The sequence below is a fragment of the Streptomyces sp. NPDC058289 genome, assembly GCF_042880975.1.
Classification (GTDB): Bacteria; Actinomycetota; Actinomycetes; order Streptomycetales; family Streptomycetaceae; genus Streptomyces; species Streptomyces stoeckheimensis.
Genome location: NZ_JBHVYI010000013.1, coordinates 105,675 through 126,080, shown reverse-complemented (window position 1 = coordinate 126,080; position 20,406 = coordinate 105,675). Strand labels below are relative to the sequence as shown.

Here is a 20,406-nt window from a genome sequence, read left to right as displayed (position 1 = left end):
GCCCTTCGGCCGGGGGGCTCCGCCATGTCCCGGTTCCGCTACAGCCGGGCCCGGCTCCTTTTGAACACGCTCAAAGACCACTAGTTTTTGAACGTGATCAAACATGGGTGGGGATACGACACGTGGCTGGCCGATTTCGAGACCGAAGAGGAGCGCCGGGCCGAGCGCGGCGATCCGGAGTGGAAGCGGGCCGCCGCACTGCCTCCGGAGCTGGTCCGGAGCCTGCAGCGGTTCCAGGTCGGGGAGGACGGGGACGGCTCCGCACTGATCGGCAAGGCCGACCGGGCGGGTGACCCGGTGTACGCGCGGGCCGTACGCCTCTTCGTGGCGGAGGAGCAGAACCACGCGCGGATGCTGGCTCTGCTCCTGGAGGCCGGAGGCGCCGGAACCCTGGCCGGGCACTGGAGCGACACCGTGTTCGTCAGGCTGCGCAGGCTGCTGGGCCTGCGGGTGGAGCTGCTCGTGCTGATGGTGGCGGAGGTGGTGGCCCTGCGCTACTACCGGGCCGTGCGGGACGGGGCCGCCGACCCACTGGCCTCCGAGGTCGCCCGATTGATCCTCGCCGACGAGGAGCGCCACGTCCCCTTCCACTGCCTGCGCCTGCGCCTGCGCGAGGCCCTGGCACCCCTGCCCGCCCCCGCCCGCCGGGCGGCGGTCGCGGCCTGGCGGGCCATGCTCGCCGCCGCGGCCGCGGTGGTCGCGGTCGACCACGCCCCGGCCCTGCGCACCCTCGGCGTCGGCCGCCGCACCTTCGTGGCGGACACCGTCCGCGCCTCGGCGCCCATGGCCGCCGCCATCGCGGCCTCCGGCCCCCCTGACCCCGCAGGCCCCGTACGCGCCCCGAGGGGGCGCCTGCGGGCGCCCGCGGGGCGGTCCGGCCGCACCCTCGCAGCGCGTACGCGGCGGGGCCGCGGAGTGTGACCTTCGCCGCTCCTTCCGAGGGGGCTGTCCATGCCAGTTACCGGCAAGTAGCATGGAGAGGTGAGCGGGCGCTCAGCAATGAGCTCGCCCCCGCGCAGCAGTGCACACCCGCACCTGGAGGAGAGCCAACGTGCCTCGTACCGTCAGGGACGTCGTCTTCGTCGACGGCGTCCGCACCCCGTTCGGCAAGGCGGGCCCGAAGGGCATCTACAACGAGACCCGCGCCGACGACCTCGTCGTCAAGGCCATCCGGGAGCTGCTGCGCCGCAACCCGGACCTGGACCCCGCGAAGATCGACGAGGTCGCCATCGCCGCGACCACGCAGATCGGGGACCAGGGCCTGACGCTGGGCCGCACGGCCGGCATTCTCGCGGGCCTCCCGCAGTCCGTACCGGGCTACTCCATCGACCGCATGTGCGCCGGCGCGCTCACCGCCGTGACCGCCGTCGCGGGCGGCGTGGCCTTCGGTGCGTACGACGTCGCCCTCGCCGGCGGTGTCGAGCACATGGGCCGCCACCCCATGGGCGAGGGCGTGGACCCGAACCCGCGCTTCGTCTCGGAGAAGCTCGTCGACGAGTCCGCCCTGTTCATGGGCATGACCGCCGAGAACCTGCACGACAGGTACCCGACGATCACCAAGCTCCGCGCCGACGAGTACGCCGTGCGCTCGCAGGAGAAGGCCGCCAAGGCGTACGCCGACGGCAAGATCCAGCAGGACCTGGTGCCGATCTCGGTGCGCAACAACAACGAGGCGGCCGGCGAGACGGGCTGGGGCCTGGTCACCGCCGACGAGCCGATGCGTCCGGGGACCACCCTGGAGAACCTGGCGAACCTCAAGACCCCCTTCCGTACCCACGGCAAGGTCACCGCGGGCAACGCCGCCGGTCTCAACGACGGTGCCACGGCCGCGATCATCGCGTCCGAGGACTTCGCCCGCGAGAACAACCTCCCGGTCAAGATGCGCCTGGTCTCGTACTCCTTCGCGGGTGTCGAGCCGGAGGTCATGGGCTACGGCCCGATCCCGGCCACCGAGAAGGCGCTGGCGCAGGCCGGTCTGACGATCGACGACATCGGCCTCTTCGAGGTCAACGAGGCCTTCGCGGTCCAGGTCCTCGCGTTCCTGGAGCACTACGGCATCGCCGACGACGACGCCCGCGTCAACCAGTACGGCGGGGCCATCGCCTTCGGTCACCCGCTCGCCTCCTCCGGCGTCCGCCTGATGACCCAGCTGGCCCGCCAGTTCGAGGAGCAGCCGGAGGTCCGCTACGGCCTGACCACCATGTGCGTCGGCTTCGGCATGGGCGCCACGGTCGTCTGGGAGAACCCGAACTTCACCGCCGAGGGAGACAGCAAGTGAGCACCACCACCACTGAGCTCCTGAAGGGCGCGGCCGAGCTGTTCCCGGACGAGGTCGTCACGCGCGCGCTCGTGCGCCACCTGGACCTGCCCTTCGGCGCCGGGCGCTTCGCGCTCGTCACGCTGGACAACGGCCTGGACCACACCAAGCCGACCACCTTCGGCCCGCAGTCCCTCGCCAACCTGAACGCGGCGATCGACCAGGTCGAGCAGGAGGCCCTCGCGGGCTCCATCGTCGGTGCGGGCCTGACCGGCAAGCCGTTCATCTTCGCGGTCGGCGCCGACCTCAAGGGCGTCGAGCTGCTCAAGAAGCACGACGAGGCGCTCGCCATCGGCAAGGGCGGCCACGACGTCTTCAAGCGCCTCGCGGCGCTGGCCGTCCCCACCTTCGCCTACTACAACGGCGCGGCGATGGGCGGCGGTGTCGAGGTCGGTCTGCACTGCACCTACCGCACCGTCTCCAAGGCCATCCCGGCCTTCTCGCTGCCCGAGGTCTTCCTCGGCCTGGTTCCCGGCTGGGGCGGCTGCGCCCTGCTGCCGAACCTGATCGGCGCGGACCGCGCGGTCTCGGTCATCATCGAGAACTCGCTGAACCAGAACCGCCAGCTCAAGGGCAAGCAGGTCTTCGAGCTCGGCATCGCGGACGCGCTGTTCGACGGCGCGGACTTCCTGGAGCAGTCGCTCCTGTGGACGGCCCGCGTGCTGAACGGCACCACCGAGGTCGTGCGCGACGAGATCGACCGCGGCGAGGCCTGGGACGCGGCGGTCGCCCGCGGCCGCTTCATCGCCGACTCCAAGGTGCACGGTGCGGCCCCGGCCGCCTACCGCGCGCTGGAGATCATCGAGGCTGCCAAGGACGGCGACCTGCAGAAGGGCTTCGACGCCGAGGACACCGCGCTCGCGGACCTCATCATGGGCGGCGAACTGCGCTCCGGCATCTACGCCTTCAACCTGGTCCAGAAGCGCGCCAAGCGCCCGGCCGGCGCCCCGGACAAGAACCTGGCCCGCCCGGTCACCAAGGTCGGCGTCGTCGGCGCGGGCCTGATGGCCTCGCAGCTGGCGCTGCTGTTCCTGCGCCGCCTGGAGGTGCCGGTGGTCCTCACCGACATCGACCAGGAGCGCGTGGACAAGGGCGTGGGCTACGTCCACGCCGAGATCCAGAAGCTGCTCGGCAAGGGCCGCATCAACCAGGACAAGGCCAACCGCCTGACCGCCCTGGTGACCGGCGTCCTGGACAAGGCCGAGGGCTTCGCGGACGCGGACTTCATCATCGAGGCCGTGTTCGAGGAGATGTCCGTCAAGCAGAAGGTGTTCGCGGAGGTCGAGGCGGTCGCCCCGGCGCACGCGATCCTCGCCACCAACACCTCCTCGCTGTCGGTCTCGGAGATGGCCTCGAAGCTCCAGCACCCGGAGCGCGTGGTCGGCTTCCACTTCTTCAACCCCGTCGCGATCCTCCCGCTGCTGGAGATCGTCCGCGGCGAGCAGACCGACGACGCCTCGCTGGCCACGGCCTTCGGTGTCGCGCGGAAGCTGAAGAAGACCGCGGTCCTCACCAAGGACGCCCCGGCGTTCGTCGTGAACCGCATCCTGACCCGTTTCATGGGCGAGATCCAGAACGTCATCGACGAGGGCACCCCGGTGGTCACCGCCGAGAAGGCCATCGAGCCGCTCGGCCTGCCGATGTCCCCGCTGGTGCTCCTGGAGCTCGTCGGCCCGGCGATCGGTCTGCACGTCTCCGAGACCCTGAACCGCGCCTTCCCGGAGCGCTTCACGGTGTCCCCGAACCTGGCGGCCGTGGTCAAGGCCGGCAAGCGCGGCTTCTACGTCTACAACGCGGAGAACGGCTTCAAGCCGGAGCTGGACCCCGAGGTCGCCGCCCTCCTCGTACAGGGCGACGTCGTCCTGACCGAGGAGCAGGTCCGCGACCGCGTCCTGGACGCGGTGGCACAGGAGATCGGCCTGATGCTGGAGGAGGGTGTCGTGGCCGAGGCCCAGGACATCGACCTCTGCCTCATCACGGGCGCGGGCTGGCCCTTCCACCTGGGCGGGGTCACCCCGTACCTGGACCGCGAAGGCGTCTCCGAGCGGGTGAACGGCAAGAAGTTCCTGGCGCCGGGCGTGGCGAGCGTTCCCGCGTAACGAGCGACAGCCGGTAGCACGAAGAGCGGGCCGTACGGGAGGAGATCCCGTACGGCCCGCTCTTTCACGTCTGCCGGCTCACTGCTCGCACTGCTCGCACTGCTCGCACTGCTCTGACTGCTCGATCTCGTCTACCGGCTCACTGCTCGAAGATGCCGATCCCGTTGGCCACGGGCCGCTCCGAGGGCTCCGCACCATCGGCCCCGCGCGGGGTGTTGCGCAGCTCGTCGCGCACGATCATCGTGGTCGAGCCGCCGCCGTCGAACATCAGGGCGTCCCGCGCCCCGAGCGAGGCCATGAGCTTGGCCGTCTGCATGACCGTGGCGCCCGCGTCCACCCCCGGCGCCCGGCCGTCGATGGTCACCAGGAGCAGGCTTCCGTTCCGGGTGACGCCGACGGCGGTCCGCGGGGCCGTCTTCGTGGGCGAAGTCGGCTCGCCGATGTCGGGGACTCCGTCGCGCAGCAGCCGGTAGCGGCCGCCCACCGCCGTCTCGACGGGACCGGGGACCACCGCTCCGGACGCGTCGTTCATGACGAAGGAGGTGGTGAGCGCGGAACCGGGCTGGGCGTTCGTGCGCAGCCATTCGGTGCCGGTTCCGATCCCGTAGAGGGTGCTGCCGTTCTTGGGAACGGCGCCTCCGGCGGGTTTGCGGACGCTCGTCACCCGGCCGTCGGCGTCGAGCAGGACCTCCATGCTGCCCGGCGGGCCGGGGGGCGTGCGCTCTCCCCACTCCGGGGTGAAGGCCACGAGCTCGTCGGTGTCCGTGCACAGCCCGCCGTACGGTTCCTGCATCGGCTCCTCCGTGACGGCCAGGAGGTCACCGCCGACGCCCCCGCAGCCGAGGACGCGACCGGGCACCCGGTTGATCCCGTCCAGTTCCTGGGGCACGCCGTCGTCCGAGACCACCACCCCGTCGGTGGAGACCTCGTCGACCCGGGCGCTGAGCTTGCCGCGGTTGTAGCCCAGGAGCAGGGTGGGCCGGCCCTTGATCGCCTCGCTGAGGACCTTGCCGCCCTCGGTGTAGAGGCCGAGGGGGTCTCCGTCGTAGCCGGCGTAGCTCTTGCCGGTGCTGATGTCGAAGAAGGAGGCGTTGACGGCGGCCAGCGCCCCGAAGGACTCGGCCATCTTGCGCACCGTCTCGGCGTGCGCCACGGCAGGGCCGTGCATGCCCGCCACCCTGACCTTGGCGTCGGGACGGATGGTCAGGACCCGCACGTGCGAGGCTTCCTCGCCGTCGAGCTTGCGGACGGACTCCTTGTACGTGACCCCTTCGGGCAGCCGGAGGTCCTCGGGCTGCGAGCCCGAGGGGGCCGGGTCGTCCGGGATCCGGGGAGCCGCCGTGCATCCCGCGAGGGTGACGGTCACGGCCAGCGCGGCGGCGGCGAGCCGCGTGCGCCTAGCCACGGACGGCGCCCAGCGCGCCGGGAGACGCACCGAGGTCGCCGACGCGGACGACCACGTGACCCTCGGCCATGTGCCCGTCCCGGTCCTCGTAGGTGCACACGAAGCGGTCGTAGCCGTGGAACGAGTGGGGGGCCTGGTAGGTGACCGTGCCGTCGGGGGAGCATCCGAGCATGCCGTACCGGGCGAGGGTCACTCCGGTCACCCGCAGTCCCTCGGTGCCGCCCGCCGGCAGCGACACCACTTCGCCGGGGTGCAGGTCCAGGCGTCGCGCCGGGATGCTGTGGCGGCGCACGTAGTAGCCCTTGTCCTCGATGCCCGAGGAGGCGGAGAGCTTGTCGCCCTGGAAGGGCATGACGCCGACGACCGCGCGCGGCACCACGACCGCGCCGTCCGAGCCCTCGTCCAGGACGCGTACCACGAGGGTCGCGGTGGCCGGCTCGTCGCCCGACGCGAAGACCGCGTAGCGGCCGTTGGGCAGCTTGCGCAGGCCCTGGAGGTCCTCGACGACCACTCCGTCCTCGAGGCTCTCGCCGAGGATGTAGCCGTACGTGCGGAACGCTCCGCCCGACGGGGTCACCGTCATGGCGATCTGGAACTGCGCGCCCGGCACCAGGGGGTACGCCGGGTCCGCCGTGGAGAGCACGTCGAGCACCCCGGTGTACGGCCCTTGAGTGGCCCAGGCTCGGACCAGGGGGAACCAGTTCCCGCTCACTTCATGCCTCCCGCGACACGTGTCTTGGTCATCTGATCGAAGACGGCGTCGTCGAGGAACTCCACCACCTGGTCCGCGTCGAAACCCGTCTCCAGGTTCCGGAAGAACTGCGCGGGCAGCATGCCCTGCACCAGCAACTGGCTCGCGACGAACCGGGAGCACTCCAGCGCCCCGCGGCTGCGCAGGTGCACGTGGTCGGCCACCCCGCCCGGGTAGTTGGGGTGCTCTCCCGGCTCGAGGTACACGAAGAGGCTCTTGGTGCCGTCCGGACCGAGCCGGCGCCACCAGCCGGTGCTCCACTCGTTCAGGTCGATCAGCGGCACGGTGAGCTCGACCGCCACCTCGCGCATCGCGGCCGGGTACATCATCAGGGGCCGGCGCATGTTGCCGAAGCGGTCGAAGATCCGGGGTTCGTGGCTGGTGACGAGCACCGGGTGGGCACCGCGGTCCCGCGCCTCGTTCACGTAGCGCCGCAGATCGCTCTGGAACTCGCCGAACGGCTCGGTGTACCGGCCGGGCCGCTCCTGCATGTCGCTGAGGCCGAAGGAGACGACCAGGAGGTCCTCCGGCTTGATGGTGTCCAGGATCCGGTCGAGGTGTCCGCCGTCCACGAAGCGCTTGGTGCCGGCGTCGGCGCGGGCGCAGTTGACCACCTCGACGCCCTGCAGGAACAGGGGGAGCGACTGCCCCCATCCGGCCATGGGCGCCATGCTGCGCCGGCGACTGCAGACCGTGGATCCGCCCGCCAGGTATATCGCCGTCATCGTGCGACCTTCACGTCTCTCAGAACTCCCCGAATCCGCGTTCCCCGAAGTGCAGCCGGGCCCGCTCGTCACCCACGAAGTTGGAGTCCATCGTGTCGATGACCTTGAAGGCGCGCTCGCAGTTCGAGGTGTCGCGCAGGATGAAGAAGTCGTCCACGCGCTGCTTGTACTGAGGCTCCAGCTGGAAGTTCCGCTCGAGGACGCCGATGATCTCCTGCACCGCGTGGTCGACGGTCCGGCAGGCCGGGCCGAAGCCGTCCCTGTCGATGTCGAAGTACCCGCGCTTGTAGTGCTTGCTGTAGAAGGACTCGTCGTCGAAGTTCGTGTACACGACCGGCTTGCCCATGTAGGCCACGTCGAAGAACACCGAGGAATAGTCGGTGACCATCATCGAGCACTCGCGCATGGCCAGCTGCACGTCGCGGCCCGTGGAGGACACGATGATCGACGGGTGCTCGATCTTGAAGTGCTGGAGGTAGGGCCGGATCTCGTAGTGCGGCATGAACTCCAGCTCGACCCCGTGGTACTGGAGCGCGGCGAGCAGTCGCTCGTTGCGCAGCAGGGACGAGAAGAAGCGGTAGTACTCGGACGCCGCGAACGGGATCTCGGGCTTGGCGGCCTTGTTGTACGAGGGCGCCACGATGTCGCGGCGCCAGGTGGGCATGACCAGGACCCGCCGGAGCCCCGGCACCGGCTCCAGCGCGTCGAACCGGGGCATGCCCGTGGCGGCGACGCGCTCGTAGCCGTAGCCGCAGTGCTCGGCGGTGTAGGACCGCTCGCTGCGGCCCGTGCTGAGGACCATGTCGACGTTGGTGGTCTGGCCGTGGATCGAGGCGACGACGTCGTTGTAGCCCACGCCGTGCCCGAGGAACACGCGCTTGTAGCGCAGCAGGTCGCCGTAGCCGCGCAGGAAGGAGCGCTTGTTGAGGCCCGGGAAGCCGAGGTAGGCCTCCAGGTCGTAGGAGTTGATCAAGCGCTCGGCGTGCAACAGGTACGCGCGGTGCTTCCACGAGAGCCTGTCGATGACCTGCCCGTACTGGGCGACCTTGTCCCAGTCGTGCGCGTCCCGGTTGATCGAGTAGTAGATCTTGCGCTTGGGCTGGTTCAGCCGGATCCACTTGAAGAGGTGGTAGCTGTTGTCCTGGGCGGTGTCCTCGCGTTCACCGATGATCCAGATGCCCCGGCCGTGCAGGTAGGGGTAGGTCAGCCAGTACATGAAGCGGGTGCGCCAGCCCGGACGGCCCGGGAGGGAGTTGCGCAGCTCCTCGCGGAAGCGGTGCATCTTGTCCTTGCGCCGGGCCGAGAAGCCCTTCACCCACCGCGCGGTGACCTGCTCCTCCTCGTCGATCGACAGGATGAAGCGCTGCTTGCCCGAGGTGTGCACCCCCTTGAAGCGGTGCAGGTTCATACGGGCCGCGAGCTTGATGTCGTGGTGGCGGTCCTCGTCGAGGACCCGGATCACCATGGTCAGCTCGGTGTTGGCCAGGGCGTTGAGCGCGGACGGGCGCGCCGTGGCGCGCCAGCCGGAGAACCAGTCCTGGTTCTTGCGGGTACGCCAGCGGTCGCGGCGGTAGACCTGCTCGACGGGGAGCGCCACCTCGCGCCGTCCGTCGGAGAACACCAGCTGGATGCGGTTGGTGTACTGGGTGTCGATGTCGACGCCGGAGATCACGAGGAGGCCCTCGAGCTGGATCTCGTCGCCCTTCCAGAGGAAGGTCTCCATGACGGCGTTGGACCGCGGGACGCGCAGCAGCTTCGTCTCCACCGGGTCGCTCGCGAGCCGCCGGTAGATGCCTTCGTCGTCGAGGAAGAGCCGGGGCAGGAACTCCGGGGCGCCCAGCGGGTCGGCGAAGAGCTCGAGGTTGCCCGTCACGATCGCGTGGTGCTGGACCTTGGACTGCGGGTGCGTGGCGTACTGCAGGATGATCTCGTCGGGGATCTTGCCGTAGACCGACGCGAGCAGGGGAAGGACCCCGGCGAGCTCCGTCTTGCTCATGATGCGGTGCATGTTGCGCACGTAGGGCTGGAGCGAGCGGACGACGAAGCGGTGGGCCAGGCGGACGACCCGGGGCGGTGCGCCCTGGACCGACGTCAGGACGTACTCGGCCAGCCGGACCCGGTCCACCGCCTTGGCGGGGTCGTTCCAGGGACGGTCGAAGAGCGAGTTCTGCTTCTCTTCCTCGCGCTCGAAGAAGCGGGCGCCCGGTGCGACGGTCACGGTCTTCGTGAACAGCAGGGCCGGGACGGTGAACCAGTCGTCCTCGAGGCCGTGGCCCGGGCCGCACCGGAAGCCGTGCTCCCGCACGAAGGAGGTCTTGAAGAGCTTGCCGCCGAGCCGGGTCGAGAAGACGAGGTACGGGGCGTCGGCCAGCTTGCGGATGGCGCCCTTGGTGGTGAAGTAGCGCTCCCACGGCTCGTCCTTGCCGAGCCACGGGCCCGGGAAGTTGTCCGCCACGCCGACGACGGCGTCGGCTCCCTTGGCCTTGCGGGCCGCCGTGAGCAGCCGGCCCACGGAGTCCTCGCCGAGGATGTCCCGGGCCCGCGCGAACATCACGTAGGGGGCGGCGACGTACTGCAGGCCGTTCTCGAAGGCGATGCGCGCGCCGAGGCTGTGCTGGGTGACGACCATCGCGTTCGGGTAGTAGGCGGCGAAGGCCGCCAGCTGCTGGGCGGTGGTGTCGTTCGAACCGTCGTCGACGAACACCACCTGGGTGTTCCCGAAGCTGCCCTGGGCCACGAGGGAGGAGAGGAACTCGCGCAGGTGGTACTCGTCGTTGTGGCACAGGACCACGAGCGCCGCGGCGTACTGCTCGGGGGGCTGGACGGGTCCGGTCGGTTGGGCGTCCTGCCACCACAGCCAGGGGGTTCCCCGGTCGGAGGACTTGGCCTGCAGTTCCTCGGTCTCGGGGCGCAGGCCCAGGTTCCCGCTGATGGTCTCGTAGACCTCGTGGACGCCCTTGGCGGAGGCGTAGCGCAGGCTGGTGGCGTCGAGTCCGCTGACGTTGAGGGCCGTGGAGGCCCGTTCGCCGTCGTGCCGGAGCTGGACGAAGAAGTTCCAGTGCCCCGCGCGGTCGGCCTTGTCCAGGGTGGAGGTGAGGTCGACGGTGGCGTGGTAGCGGATCCACTCCGCGTCGATCTCCACGCTGGAGACGGGGAAGTGGTAGTCGGTCTTGGAGCTGCGGCGCCGCAGCACCGCGATGAGCTCGACCTTGTCCTCGGGGCGGACCCGGCCGAACTGGTTGCGTATCGCGCCCGCTATGTGCAGTTCGCCGTCGACCAGCTCGACCGAGGTCGCCTGGTTGTAGAGCCGGGCTTCGGCGAGCTTCTGGCCGGTCAGGTCGAGCTCGGTGACCTCGAGGAAGCGCTCGGCGTCGGGGTGGCGGAGCAGCGACCCGGACCAGAACACCCGCCCGTCCCGCTCCACGACGTCGGAGCTGATGACGCTGCGGCGCCGCATGTAGTCGGCGGCCGACACGGCGATGTCGACGCGGCCGTGCATCAGGCCGAAGGCGCGTACCCGCTCCATGGGCCCGCACAGCTCGTAGGTGGTGGGCTCCAGGGTGCGCAGGTACGGGGCCACGGCCGCGAGGAACCCGTTGCGGTAGTTGCGGTCGCCGCTGCGGAGCTCGGGGGTGTACAGGCGCAGGTCGTGCGAGAGGAACTTGGCGGCCTTGCGGGCCAGCAGGTCGGGCCGGCCGACGCTGTGCAGGAAGCTGTCGGTGTACTGGTGCACCAGGATGCGGTCGCCGATGCTGCGCAGTTCGTGGCGACGGTTGGTGATCGAGGGCTGGTCGGACTCCCGCTCCCACATCCACCGGTAGACGGGGGTGGCGAGGATGGTGAACGAGCGCGCGTGGAAGTTCGCGACCGTGGAGAAGTACGTGTCCTCGAAGTAGACGCCCTCGGGGAAGCGGATGCCGAAGTTGTTGAGGTAGTCCCGCCGGTACAGCTTGCCGGCGGCGATCGGGTCCTCGAAGAGCTCCGGCATGGCCGACAGGCCCCCGACCGTCTGGTCGGCGGGATACAGCTGCGGCTGCCAGACGGTGACCTCGTCGGTGGCCTGGTTGATGCGCACGACGCGGCCGGCGGTGACCTCCGACCCCGTGGCGACGGCGGAGGAGAGCAGGGTCTCGACGGCCTTGAGCGGCAGCTCGTCGTCCGCGTCGAGGAACATCACGAACTGGCCGGAGGCCGCTTCGATGCCGTTGTTGCGGGGTGCGCCGCAGCCGCCGCTGTTGTGCGGCCGCTCGATGATGCGGACCCGGGGGTCCTGGGCGGCGAACTGGCGGGCGACGCCCCGCGTGCCGTCGGTGGAGCAGTCGTCTACGACGAGCACCTCGATGCCCCGGTGCGTCTGGGCCACCGCCGACTGGATCGCCCGGGCGAGCGTGGCGCTCGCGTTGAAGGCCGGGATGACGATCGTGACGCCGTACGGAGAGATGTCGACCGGGAAACTCATCTGGGGTGGCGCTCTCGTTCGGCGTAGTCAGGTCGCTGCGAGTTCTGCGAGGGGATCTGGGCCAGCTGCATCGTGTCGGTCACGCTGCCCGTGAACTGATCCGTGTAGGCCCGCGGGAACGGCTCGAAGCCGGGGTCCTCGTACGGCTCGGGCGCGGGGAACATCTGGGCGGGATCGATCGCGTTCAGGTCGTCCTCGCCACGGCGCCGGTGGCGTCCTGCATGCAGGTGCGGGGCGATGGAGCCGGCCCTGGACGGGATGTTGCCCGGGTCGAGGCGTTCCATCGTGCGCGTGAAGTCGCGGGTGGAGAGCCAGAACTTGAACATGATCACGAGCTCGAAGCCGCCCATCAGCACGGCGGACACCGCGGTGGTCCACAGGATGTGACCGATGACGGGGCCCACGATGAAGATGAACATCTGGAACTCGATGCCGCTGATGAGGTGCGGCCGGATGCGGCTCTGCACCAGGGCGTGGCGGAACCGTGCGTACCAGGGGAAGCTCTCGCGGAACTGCTGGTGGAGGTCGATGACCTCGGCCTGCTCGACCTGCGCGGTCTCCCGCTTGAGCTCGTCGGCCTGGCCGAGGGGGTTCTCCCGCAGGAGGTCCTCGATGAAGACGACCTTCCGCTCCTCCTCCTCGATGCCCTCCTCGGCCTGGCGGGCGAGCGTGACGGCCTCGATCTTGTTACGCATGGACATGCGCATCTTGTAGATCTGGAGGGCGTCGACGTAGCGGAGCATGTCGAGGAAGATCACGACGAGGGCCGCGAGGAGGTAGACCTCTTCGTCGTGCTGCAGGAACTGCCCGCCCATCAGGGCCAGCGCGCAGAAGAGCACACGGATGCGGTCGAAGACGTAGTCGAGCCAGCCGCCGAAGATGGTGCCGTTGCCCTTGAGGCGGGCGAGCTTTCCGTCGATGCAGTCGAGGATGAAGCTGATGTGGTACAGCCCCGCGCCGATGCACAGGGAGAGCCAGTCGCCCTGGAGGAAGAAGTAGGCCGAGCCGAGGCCGACGTAGAGCGCGGCCCACGTCACGCGGTTGGGCGTCACGAAGTTCCAGCGCGCGAACACGCAGACGAGGCGGGTCGCGATCGGATCGACCAGAAGGACCGTCCACCAGGCGTCCCGTTTCTTGCACGTGAGCTTCTGGACGGCCTTCAGTGACAGCTTGGACATAACCCCTCAGTCGTCAACGGCGCGAACCTGGTCAACAGAGCGCCTGCGCCCACCCCACGAGACACGAAAGCGAGCGCCGCCCCCGTGACGCCGAACGTTCACCTATGGTCCAGGTAAATGGGCGCTGAATGACCATAACAAGTCACGCGTGGCACCATCCAGCACGCAAGGCGAGCACTGCTGTGCTTAAACCTGCATATCCGGGACTTAAACGATCCTTAGTGGACAGTCCACGGAGTGAACTCCAAGCCCTGAGATCCCAGTTGTTGGCGCGCCACGCGGAGCGTTCCGTCCATTCCCACTGTGGCGATCACCACACGGCCCCGGCTGTCGAACGCCGCCGCGGGCGGAACCACCGAGGGCTCCCCGGATTCTTCCCACCACACCCCGATGTCCGGTCGCCCGTCCGGGTGCGCACCGATCGCCGTCACTCCTCCGGTGCCCTCGCGCACGAGCACCGTGCAGCCCCAGCCCTGGATGTCGGCTCCCGCCACCCCGGCGACCGGCCCGATCCCCTCCGGCCCGCCGAGGCCTATCGGCACCTGCGCGCCCGGCCACCAGACGCAGACCTCGTTGCTGCCCGCGTAGCGGAAGCGCACGACTCCGCCCTCCGGGGCCACGGAGAGGCTGCCCGGGTACGGGCTCACGGGAATCCGCCGGTTCTCCACCCAGGCCGCCTTCACGTCCTGCTGGAAGAAGTGCCCCGCGGAGGCGGTGTCGCGCGCCCTCGCCACCAGCTGCACCCCGCCCTGCGCGGCCGGGAAGGCGACCAGCTCGTCGGCCACCCGCAGCCCGCCCAGCGCTTCCCAGCCGGTCATGCGGCCCTTCGGGGTCTGCCGCCGCACGCTGACGCTGTGCCCGAAGTTGCGCACGAACACGTGCAGGACGCCGTTCGCGTCGAAGGTGGCCACGGGGAAACCGGTTTCCCGGGCCATCTGCCAGCTCGACGCGTTGGGATTGCCGACCGTGGTCCAGGGGCCGAGGGGCCGGCCCGTCTGGTACTGGGCGGCGTACACCACCTCGACGTCGGAACCGCTGTCCTTGCGCTTGGTCCGGCTCAGGCCGATCAGGTACGCGTAGCCCTCGGGACCCCGCAGCACGGTCAGCGCCGGCATCAGCTCCGGGCCCTGGAGCAGTTCCGGTCCGCTCCAGCCTTCGGCCTCGGTGCGTCCCTCGGTCCAGCGGACCACGCCGGCAGCCGTCGGCAGGTACGCGGACAGTCGCCCGTCCTTGCCCGCGAGCAGCCACTGGGACGGTCTGGGGTAGCGGGAGCAGGCCGCGGCGGGCAGCGCCGGGTCCGCGCCGGCCCGACGGCAGTCCACGAACACGGGGGTGCCGACGGCAAGCTGATAGCGGCGTGCGGCCCGGAGCGTGCTGCGCGCCACCTGGCCGCGGGCGGCCGGCTCGCTGACGATCGGGAGTTTGCGCTCGCGGTCGAAGTCGGTGTGCACGGGGTCCGGATCGAGGGTGCGTACGCGCACGGGTTCGATCTCGTGGAGGACGTCGAGGATCTGGTTCGTGAGATTGCCGTCCGCCGCGTACAGGAGGAACGGTTCCCCGGGGAACCTGCACCCGCGCCGCTTCGCCTGCGCCACGGCCGCTTCCATCGCACGCTGCTCGGCGGGTGCGCCGCCGTCGAGCCAGACCAGTTCGATCACCGATCCGGCCGGTTCCGAGTTGATCAGGGGCACGGCGTCGGCGGGGCCGGCGACGACGATGGCCACCGTGGATGCCAGGCCCGCCTGTGTGGGAGAACCCTGCCGAAGCTGCTCGCCAGAGGCGTCACCGCGTCGCGCACGACGTCCGGTATTTCGGGCCATGGCTCCCACTCCCCCTCCCCCGCGCTGTGGGGACTCCGCTATTTTCCGCATCACGGCCGACCAGGAGGACGATAAGCGCACTCCCATTCGACTCGGAAATCTGCTTATAGTGCAGCGGCATCCGGCCACCTTTGCCCGCTGCCCTCCGACCCAGGGCCCCGAGGATTCGAGCAGTATGACCCAAGACACCACCGTACGCAGTCGTAGGCGAACCGGAGGGCGCGGGGTGCGTCCGCGCAGACGGCGCGTCTTGAGGATCGTCCTCCTCGTACTGGTCCTGCTGCTGCTCGGCGCCGCCGGCACCGGCTGGTGGGCGTACAACCACCTCAACGGGAACATCGACAGCGTCGACCTGGACCAGGCGATCGGTGTCGACAACCGGCCGGCGAAGGTCCCGGACAGCGGGCAGAACATCCTCGTGCTCGGCTCCGACTCGCGCGCAGGCGCCAACGGTGAGCTCGACAAGGGCGATGTCAGCGGCTCTCGCTCGGACACCAACATGCTGGTGCACATACCCGAGGGCCGCAAGAAGGCCACCGCGATCAGCATCCCCCGCGACACCCTGGTGACCCGGCCGGAGTGCAAGGACAAGAACGGCAAGTCGATCGCCGGCGCGAACCGCGTCATGATCAACAGCATCATCGGCACCGGTGGCCCGGCCTGTGTCGTCAAGACCGTCGAGCAGATGTCCGGCATCCGCGTCGACCACCTCGTGAAGGTGGAGTTCGCCGGCTTCAAGGAGCTGGTGGACGCGCTCGGCGGCGTGGACGTCACCCTCGACAAGCCCATCAAGGGCGGCCTGAACCTCGACGCGGGCACGCACCGCCTGAACGGCACGGACTCGCTCAAGTTCGTCCGCACCCGCCACGGTTACGGGGACGGCAGCGACCTCGGACGCATCGACCTGCAGCAGAAGTTCATGATCGCGATGCTGTCCGAGATCAAGAAGCAGGACGTCCTCAGCAGCCCGGCCCGGCTCTACAAGCTCGCCGACGCCGGCACCAAGGCGCTGACCACCGACGCCGAACTCGACTCCCTCAAGGGCCTGTCGGACTTCGCCCAGAGCATGAAGGGCGTGGATCCGGAGACCATGGAGACGATCATGCTCCCGGTCGCCTACGACAAGATCGACATCAACCGCGTCGTCGCCGTGGAGCCGCAGTCCGGCCAGCTGTGGGAGGCCCTGCGCAAGGACCAGCCGATCCCGGCCTCGGCCAAGAAGTCCCCCGCCACCGGCGGCTGACCGCCGCCCCCTCCGGCTCGTAGCCCCGGCCCCCCATGGGAGCCGGGGCTCGTCGGCGTTACGAGCCGTCGCCACCCAGGACCGCGCGCCAGTCGCCGCTCGCGTGCCACTGCCCCGGCGGGTACTCGAACTGCACCTCGCCGAGGAGTACGAACCCCGCCGCGCGGCATACCGCGTTGGACGCCGGGTGGTCGACGGACGGGAAGGCGTGCAGGTGGCGGCGGGTGCCGTGGACGCCCGCATGGGCGACGAGCGCCCGGGCGGCACGGGCCGCGAGCCCCCGGCCCTGGAACTCGGGAAGGATGCTCCAGCCTGCCTCATAGACCTCCTCGTCCTGCCAGACCCGCTCCCAGAAGCCGATGCTGCCCACGCTCTCCCCGTCGGCCACGACCCGGAACATCCGCCCGGCCCCCGGCTCCCGGGCGCTCAGCGCCAGGTAGCGCCGGTGCCGGTCCCGGAGCTTGGCCTCGGGCTCCGGGCCACCCAGGTGCTCCGTCATGGCCGGCTCGTTCTTGCGCAGCAGCAGCCAGAAGTCGTCTTCCGCCCAGGGTTCCAGTCCTACGGTGATCTCCATGACCTCACCGTAGGACGGGGTCATCGGCCCTCGCGCGCCGGGTTCGGGGTCATGCCCTCGCCCCGGCCCAGCCGGCTGTGCTGCCTCCCGTAGAGGAAGTAGACGACGAAGCCGATCACCATCCAGATCCCGAAGCGCAGCCAGGTCTCGGCCGGCAGGTTCAGCATCAGCCAGACCGACGCGGCGATCGACACGATGGGCACGAACGGCACCCACGGAGTGCGGAAGGACCGGTGCAGGTCGGGCCGGGTGCGGCGCAGGACCATCACGCCGAGCGCGACGACGACGAAGGCGAAGAGGGTGCCGATGTTCACCAGGGTCGCCAGCTCGTTGATGCTGGTGAACCCGGCGACGATGGCGATGATCACGCCGAGCAGGATCGTCGGCCGGTAGGGCGTACGGAACTTCGGGTGGGTCCGCGAGAAGAAGCGCGGCAGCAGGCCGTCGCGGCTCATCGCGAAGAACACCCGGGTCTGGCCGAGCAGCAGGATCATGCACACGGTGGTCAGGCCCACGGCGGCGCCGAAGCTGATGATGCCCCCGTAGACCGGATGGCCGGCGGATTTGAAGGCGTCGGCCAGCGGGGCGCTGACGGAGAGCTCCTTGTAGTTCTGCATGCCGGTCACCACGATCGACACCGCCACGTAGAGCACGGTGCAGATGATCAGCGAGCCGAGGATGCCGCGCGGCATGTCCCGCTGCGGGAGCTTGGTCTCCTCGGCGGCGGTGGCCACCACGTCGAAGCCGATGAAGGCGAAGAAGACCACGGAGGCGGCGGTGAAGATGCCCATGACGCCGAAGTTGGTGGGCTCGTAGCCGAAGAGCAGCTGGACGAGCGGGGCATCCAGTCCGGAGCCGCCCGTCTGTGGTTCGGCCGGCGGGATGAACGGCGTGTAGTTGGACTTCGTGATGAAGAACAGGCCCGCGATGATCACGATGAGCACCACCGTGACCTTGATCGCGACGACCACCGCGGTGATCCGCGCGGACAGCTTCACCCCGACGACCAGGATCACGGTCAGGACCAGGACCAGGAGGAAGGCGAGCAGGTCGAAGCTGCCGCCCGGAACGTCGGGTCCCTGGAGCGAGGCGGGCAGGTGGACGCCGGCGTTGTCCATGAGCGAGCGGACGTACCCCGACCAGCCGACGGCGACGACCGCGGTGCCGAGCGCGAACTCCAGCACGAGGTCCCAGCCGATGATCCAGGCGGGCAGCTCGCCGATCGACGCGTACGAGAAGGTGTACGCGGATCCGGCCACCGGGACGGTCGAGGCGAACTCCGCGTAGCACAGGGCGGCGAGTGCGCACACGATGCCGGCGGCCACGAACGCGAGGGCGGTGGCGGGGCCGGCGGTCTCCTTGGCGACCTTGCCCGTGAGGACGAAGATGCCGGTGCCGATGATCACACCGACGCCGAAGACGGTCAGGTCCCAGGAGGAGAGCGACTTCTTGAGCGCGTGTTCCGGCTCTTCCGTGTCGAGGATCGATTGTTCGACTGATTTGGTACGGAAGGGACCGTTCAGGTTCCTACTCACCGACGCACCTCCGCAGGGCAGACCGCATCGAAACGAAACGGGCCGGAAGGCCCACCCTCCAAGGGTGAACCTCCCGGCCCGTGGCGTGCAACCGCAGATGATCAGTCGCAGGCCGCTCGCAGGTCGGACGGCGCGGGGGGCCGCGCTCAGTCGACGGCGGCGGCCGGCTCGCTGTCGTAGCGCCCGTCCAGCTTGGCCACCAGGCCGGTGACCTGCCGCGCGATGTCCGGAGCGGTCAGACCGATCTCGGCCATGACCTCCTTGCGCGTGGCGTGGTCCAGGAAGCGCTGCGGAATGCCGAAGTCACGCAGCGGTACGTCGACCCCGGCGTCGCGCAGCGCCTGCGCGACGGCGGAGCCCACACCGCCGGCGCGGCTGTTGTCCTCGACGGTGACGACCACGCGGTGACGGTCGGCGAGCGGGGCCAGGGCCTCGTCCACCGGCTTGACCCAGCGGGGGTCGACCACGGTCGTGGAGATGCCCTGCTTGTCGAGCAGGTCGGCGATCTCCAGGCACATCGGGGCGAGTGCGCCGACCGAGACGAGCAGTACGTCCGGCCGGGTGACCTCGTCGGCCGGACGGCGCAGCACGTCCATGCCGCCGATCCTGCCGACGGCCGGGACGGCCGGGCCGACGACGCCCTTGGAGAAGCGCACGACCGTCGGCGCGTCCTTCACGAGGACGGCCTCGTTGAGCTGGGCGCGCAGCTGCTCGGCGTCGCGCGGGGCGGCCAGGCGCAGGCCCGGGACCACCTGGAGGATGGACATGTCCCACATGCCGTTGTGGGAGGCGCCGTCGGTTCCGGTGACACCGGCGCGGTCCAGGACGAAGGTGACCCCGCACTTGTGCAGGGCCACGTCCATCAGGACCTGGTCGAAGGCACGGTTGAGGAAGGTCGCGTACACCGCGAAGACCGGGTGGGCGCCGCCGGAGGCCAGACCCGCCGCCGAGGTGGCGCCGTGCTGCTCGGCGATGCCGACGTCGAAGATCCGGTCCGGGTAGGCGTCGGCGAACTTCTTCAGGCCGACGGGCTGGAGCATGGCCGCGGTGATGGCGACGATGTCCTTGCGGTCCCTGCCGAGCTTGACCATCTCGTCGGCGAAGACGGAGGTCCAGCTGGCGGCGTCGGTGGAGACGGGCAGGCCGGTGTCCGGGTGGATCACGCCGACGGCGTGGAAGCGGTCCGCCTCGTCCTGGACGGCCGGCTCGTAGCCCCGGCCCTTCTGGGTGAGGCAGTGCACGATGACCGGTCCGCTGAAGCGCTTGGCGCGCTGGAGGGCCGATTCCAGGGCCTCGATGTCGTGGCCGTCGATGGGCCCGATGTACTTCAGGCCCAGGTCCTCGAACATGCCCTGCGGGGCGATGAAGTCCTTGAGGCCCTTCTTGGCGCCGTGCAGGGTCTCGTAGAGGGGCTTCCCGACGACCGGGGTGCGCTCCAGGAGGTCCTTGCCGCGGGCCAGGAAGCGCTCGTAGCCGTCCGTGGTGCGCAGGGTGGCCAGGTGGTTCGCGAGGCCGCCGATGGTGGGGCCGTACGAGCGCTCGTTGTCGTTGACGACGATCACCAGGGGGCGGTCCTTGGCGGCCGCGATGTTGTTCAGCGCCTCCCAGGCCATGCCGCCGGTGAGGGCTCCGTCGCCGATGACCGCCGCGACGTGGTGGTCCTCCTTGCCGAGCACCTCGTTGGCCTTCGCGAAGCCGTCGGCCCAGCCCAGCACGGTGGACGCGTGCGAGTTCTCGATCACGTCGTGCTCGGACTCGGCGCGCGAGGGGTAGCCCGACAGGCCGCCCTTCGTACGCAGGCCGCCGAAGTCCTGGCGGCCGGTGAGCAGCTTGTGCACGTAGGCCTGGTGGCCGGTGTCGAAGAGGACCTTGTCCTTGGGCGAGTCGAAGACCCTGTGCAGAGCGATCGTCAGCTCGACGACACCGAGGTTGGGGCCGAGGTGCCCGCCGGTCTTGGAGACGGCGTCGACGAGGAAGGTCCTGATCTCGGCGGCGAGCCGGTCGAGCTCCTCCTGGCTGAGCCGGTCCAGATCGCGCGGTCCCTTGATGCGGGTCAGCAGCACCCGTGCCTCCTTGCAGTCGCTTGCTGGTCTGCCGAGTCTAATGTTCGCCGCTTGGGCGTCAGTAAAGCGCGGTCCCAGTCAGGTCACACCTTTGTCATACCTGTACACATCAGCACGGAGCCACACCCCCCAAAAGGGGGAATATCCGTACATTCGTACGCACACGCCTACGCGCAGGTGCCCGGCGCCACATCAAGTGGCACCGGGCACTGTGACGGTTCTTACCGCCGCGTCACA

General features: G+C 69.7%; 13 protein-coding genes. 4 read left to right on the top strand and 9 right to left on the bottom strand.

Annotated features, from left to right (window positions below; all coding sequences use genetic code 11):
* Positions 1–93: 93 nt before the first annotated feature.
* From ACFVX6_RS09550 to ACFVX6_RS09540, 3 genes are all read left to right on the top strand, one after another.
* Complete coding sequence (locus ACFVX6_RS09550) at positions 94–921, top strand: ferritin-like domain-containing protein (RefSeq protein ID WP_389689637.1); 828 nt, start codon at positions 94–96, stop codon at positions 919–921.
* 130 nt (positions 922–1,051) lie between these two features.
* Positions 1,052–2,278: an acetyl-CoA C-acyltransferase gene (locus ACFVX6_RS09545; protein ID WP_328301401.1), complete on the top strand. Its 1,227-nt coding sequence runs from the start codon at positions 1,052–1,054 to the stop codon at positions 2,276–2,278.
* Positions 2,275–4,416 carry a 3-hydroxyacyl-CoA dehydrogenase NAD-binding domain-containing protein gene (locus tag ACFVX6_RS09540; RefSeq protein ID WP_389689635.1) on the top strand — a complete coding sequence of 714 codons (2,142 nt, stop codon included), beginning with the start codon at positions 2,275–2,277 and terminating at the stop codon, positions 4,414–4,416. The genes ACFVX6_RS09545 and ACFVX6_RS09540 overlap by 4 nt, the downstream gene beginning before the upstream one ends.
* 139 nt (positions 4,417–4,555) lie before the next feature.
* Here ACFVX6_RS09540 and ACFVX6_RS09535 read toward each other — a convergent pair whose 3' ends face one another.
* The 6 genes from ACFVX6_RS09535 to ACFVX6_RS09510 form a co-directional block, all read right to left on the bottom strand.
* A complete protein-coding gene (locus tag ACFVX6_RS09535) occupies positions 4,556–5,821 on the bottom strand; it encodes a phosphodiester glycosidase family protein (protein ID WP_389689633.1) in 1,266 nt (421 codons plus the stop codon).
* Positions 5,814–6,533 (bottom strand): Ig-like domain-containing protein, encoded by a 720-nt coding sequence (locus ACFVX6_RS09530; RefSeq protein ID WP_389689631.1) that lies wholly within the window; start codon positions 6,531–6,533, stop codon positions 5,814–5,816. The genes ACFVX6_RS09535 and ACFVX6_RS09530 overlap by 8 nt, the downstream gene beginning before the upstream one ends.
* Positions 6,530–7,297 carry a rhamnogalacturonan acetylesterase gene (locus ACFVX6_RS09525; RefSeq protein ID WP_389689629.1) on the bottom strand — a complete coding sequence of 256 codons (768 nt, stop codon included), beginning with the start codon at positions 7,295–7,297 and terminating at the stop codon, positions 6,530–6,532. Before ACFVX6_RS09525 ends, ACFVX6_RS09530 begins: the two co-directional genes overlap by 4 nt.
* A gap of 19 nt (positions 7,298–7,316) precedes the next feature.
* The gene (locus ACFVX6_RS09520; protein ID WP_389689627.1) at positions 7,317–11,756 is read right to left on the bottom strand and encodes a glycosyltransferase; all 4,440 of its coding nucleotides are present in this window, start codon (positions 11,754–11,756) and stop codon (positions 7,317–7,319) included.
* A complete protein-coding gene (locus tag ACFVX6_RS09515) occupies positions 11,753–12,934 on the bottom strand; it encodes a CDP-alcohol phosphatidyltransferase family protein (protein ID WP_389689625.1) in 1,182 nt (393 codons plus the stop codon). The genes ACFVX6_RS09520 and ACFVX6_RS09515 overlap by 4 nt, the downstream gene beginning before the upstream one ends.
* 218 nt (positions 12,935–13,152) lie before the next feature.
* A complete protein-coding gene (locus ACFVX6_RS09510) occupies positions 13,153–14,658 on the bottom strand; it encodes a hypothetical protein (RefSeq protein WP_389689623.1) in 1,506 nt (501 codons plus the stop codon).
* 271 nt (positions 14,659–14,929) lie between these two features.
* Here ACFVX6_RS09510 and ACFVX6_RS09505 point away from each other — a divergent pair, with 271 nt between their 5' ends.
* Positions 14,930–15,997 carry an LCP family protein gene (locus ACFVX6_RS09505; RefSeq protein ID WP_389689621.1) on the top strand — a complete coding sequence of 356 codons (1,068 nt, stop codon included), beginning with the start codon at positions 14,930–14,932 and terminating at the stop codon, positions 15,995–15,997.
* 58 nt (positions 15,998–16,055) lie between these two features.
* Here ACFVX6_RS09505 and ACFVX6_RS09500 read toward each other — a convergent pair whose 3' ends face one another.
* The 3 genes from ACFVX6_RS09500 to dxs form a co-directional block, all read right to left on the bottom strand.
* Positions 16,056–16,571, bottom strand: coding sequence for a GNAT family N-acetyltransferase (locus ACFVX6_RS09500; RefSeq protein WP_389689619.1), 516 nt, complete (start codon positions 16,569–16,571; stop codon positions 16,056–16,058).
* Between the two features lie 20 nt (positions 16,572–16,591).
* Complete coding sequence (locus ACFVX6_RS09495; protein ID WP_389689617.1) at positions 16,592–18,106, bottom strand: amino acid permease; 1,515 nt, start codon at positions 18,104–18,106, stop codon at positions 16,592–16,594.
* 146 nt (positions 18,107–18,252) lie between these two features.
* Complete coding sequence (gene dxs, locus ACFVX6_RS09490) at positions 18,253–20,169, bottom strand: 1-deoxy-D-xylulose-5-phosphate synthase (RefSeq protein WP_389689615.1); 1,917 nt, start codon at positions 20,167–20,169, stop codon at positions 18,253–18,255.
* Positions 20,170–20,406: the final 237 nt, after the last annotated feature.

What these genes read in the sequence shown, in the direction of transcription:
- ACFVX6_RS09520 (WP_389689627.1), bottom strand. Translation starts at nt 11,756, where the DNA reads ATGAGTTTCCCGGTCGACATCTCTCCGTACGGCGTCACGATCGTCATC.
- ACFVX6_RS09505 (WP_389689621.1), top strand. Translation starts at nt 14,930, where the DNA reads ATGACCCAAGACACCACCGTACGCAGTCGTAGGCGAACCGGAGGGCGC.
- ACFVX6_RS09500 (WP_389689619.1), bottom strand. Translation starts at nt 16,571, where the DNA reads ATGGAGATCACCGTAGGACTGGAACCCTGGGCGGAAGACGACTTCTGG.
- ACFVX6_RS09515 (WP_389689625.1), bottom strand. Translation starts at nt 12,934, where the DNA reads ATGTCCAAGCTGTCACTGAAGGCCGTCCAGAAGCTCACGTGCAAGAAA.
- ACFVX6_RS09525 (WP_389689629.1), bottom strand. Translation starts at nt 7,297, where the DNA reads ATGACGGCGATATACCTGGCGGGCGGATCCACGGTCTGCAGTCGCCGG.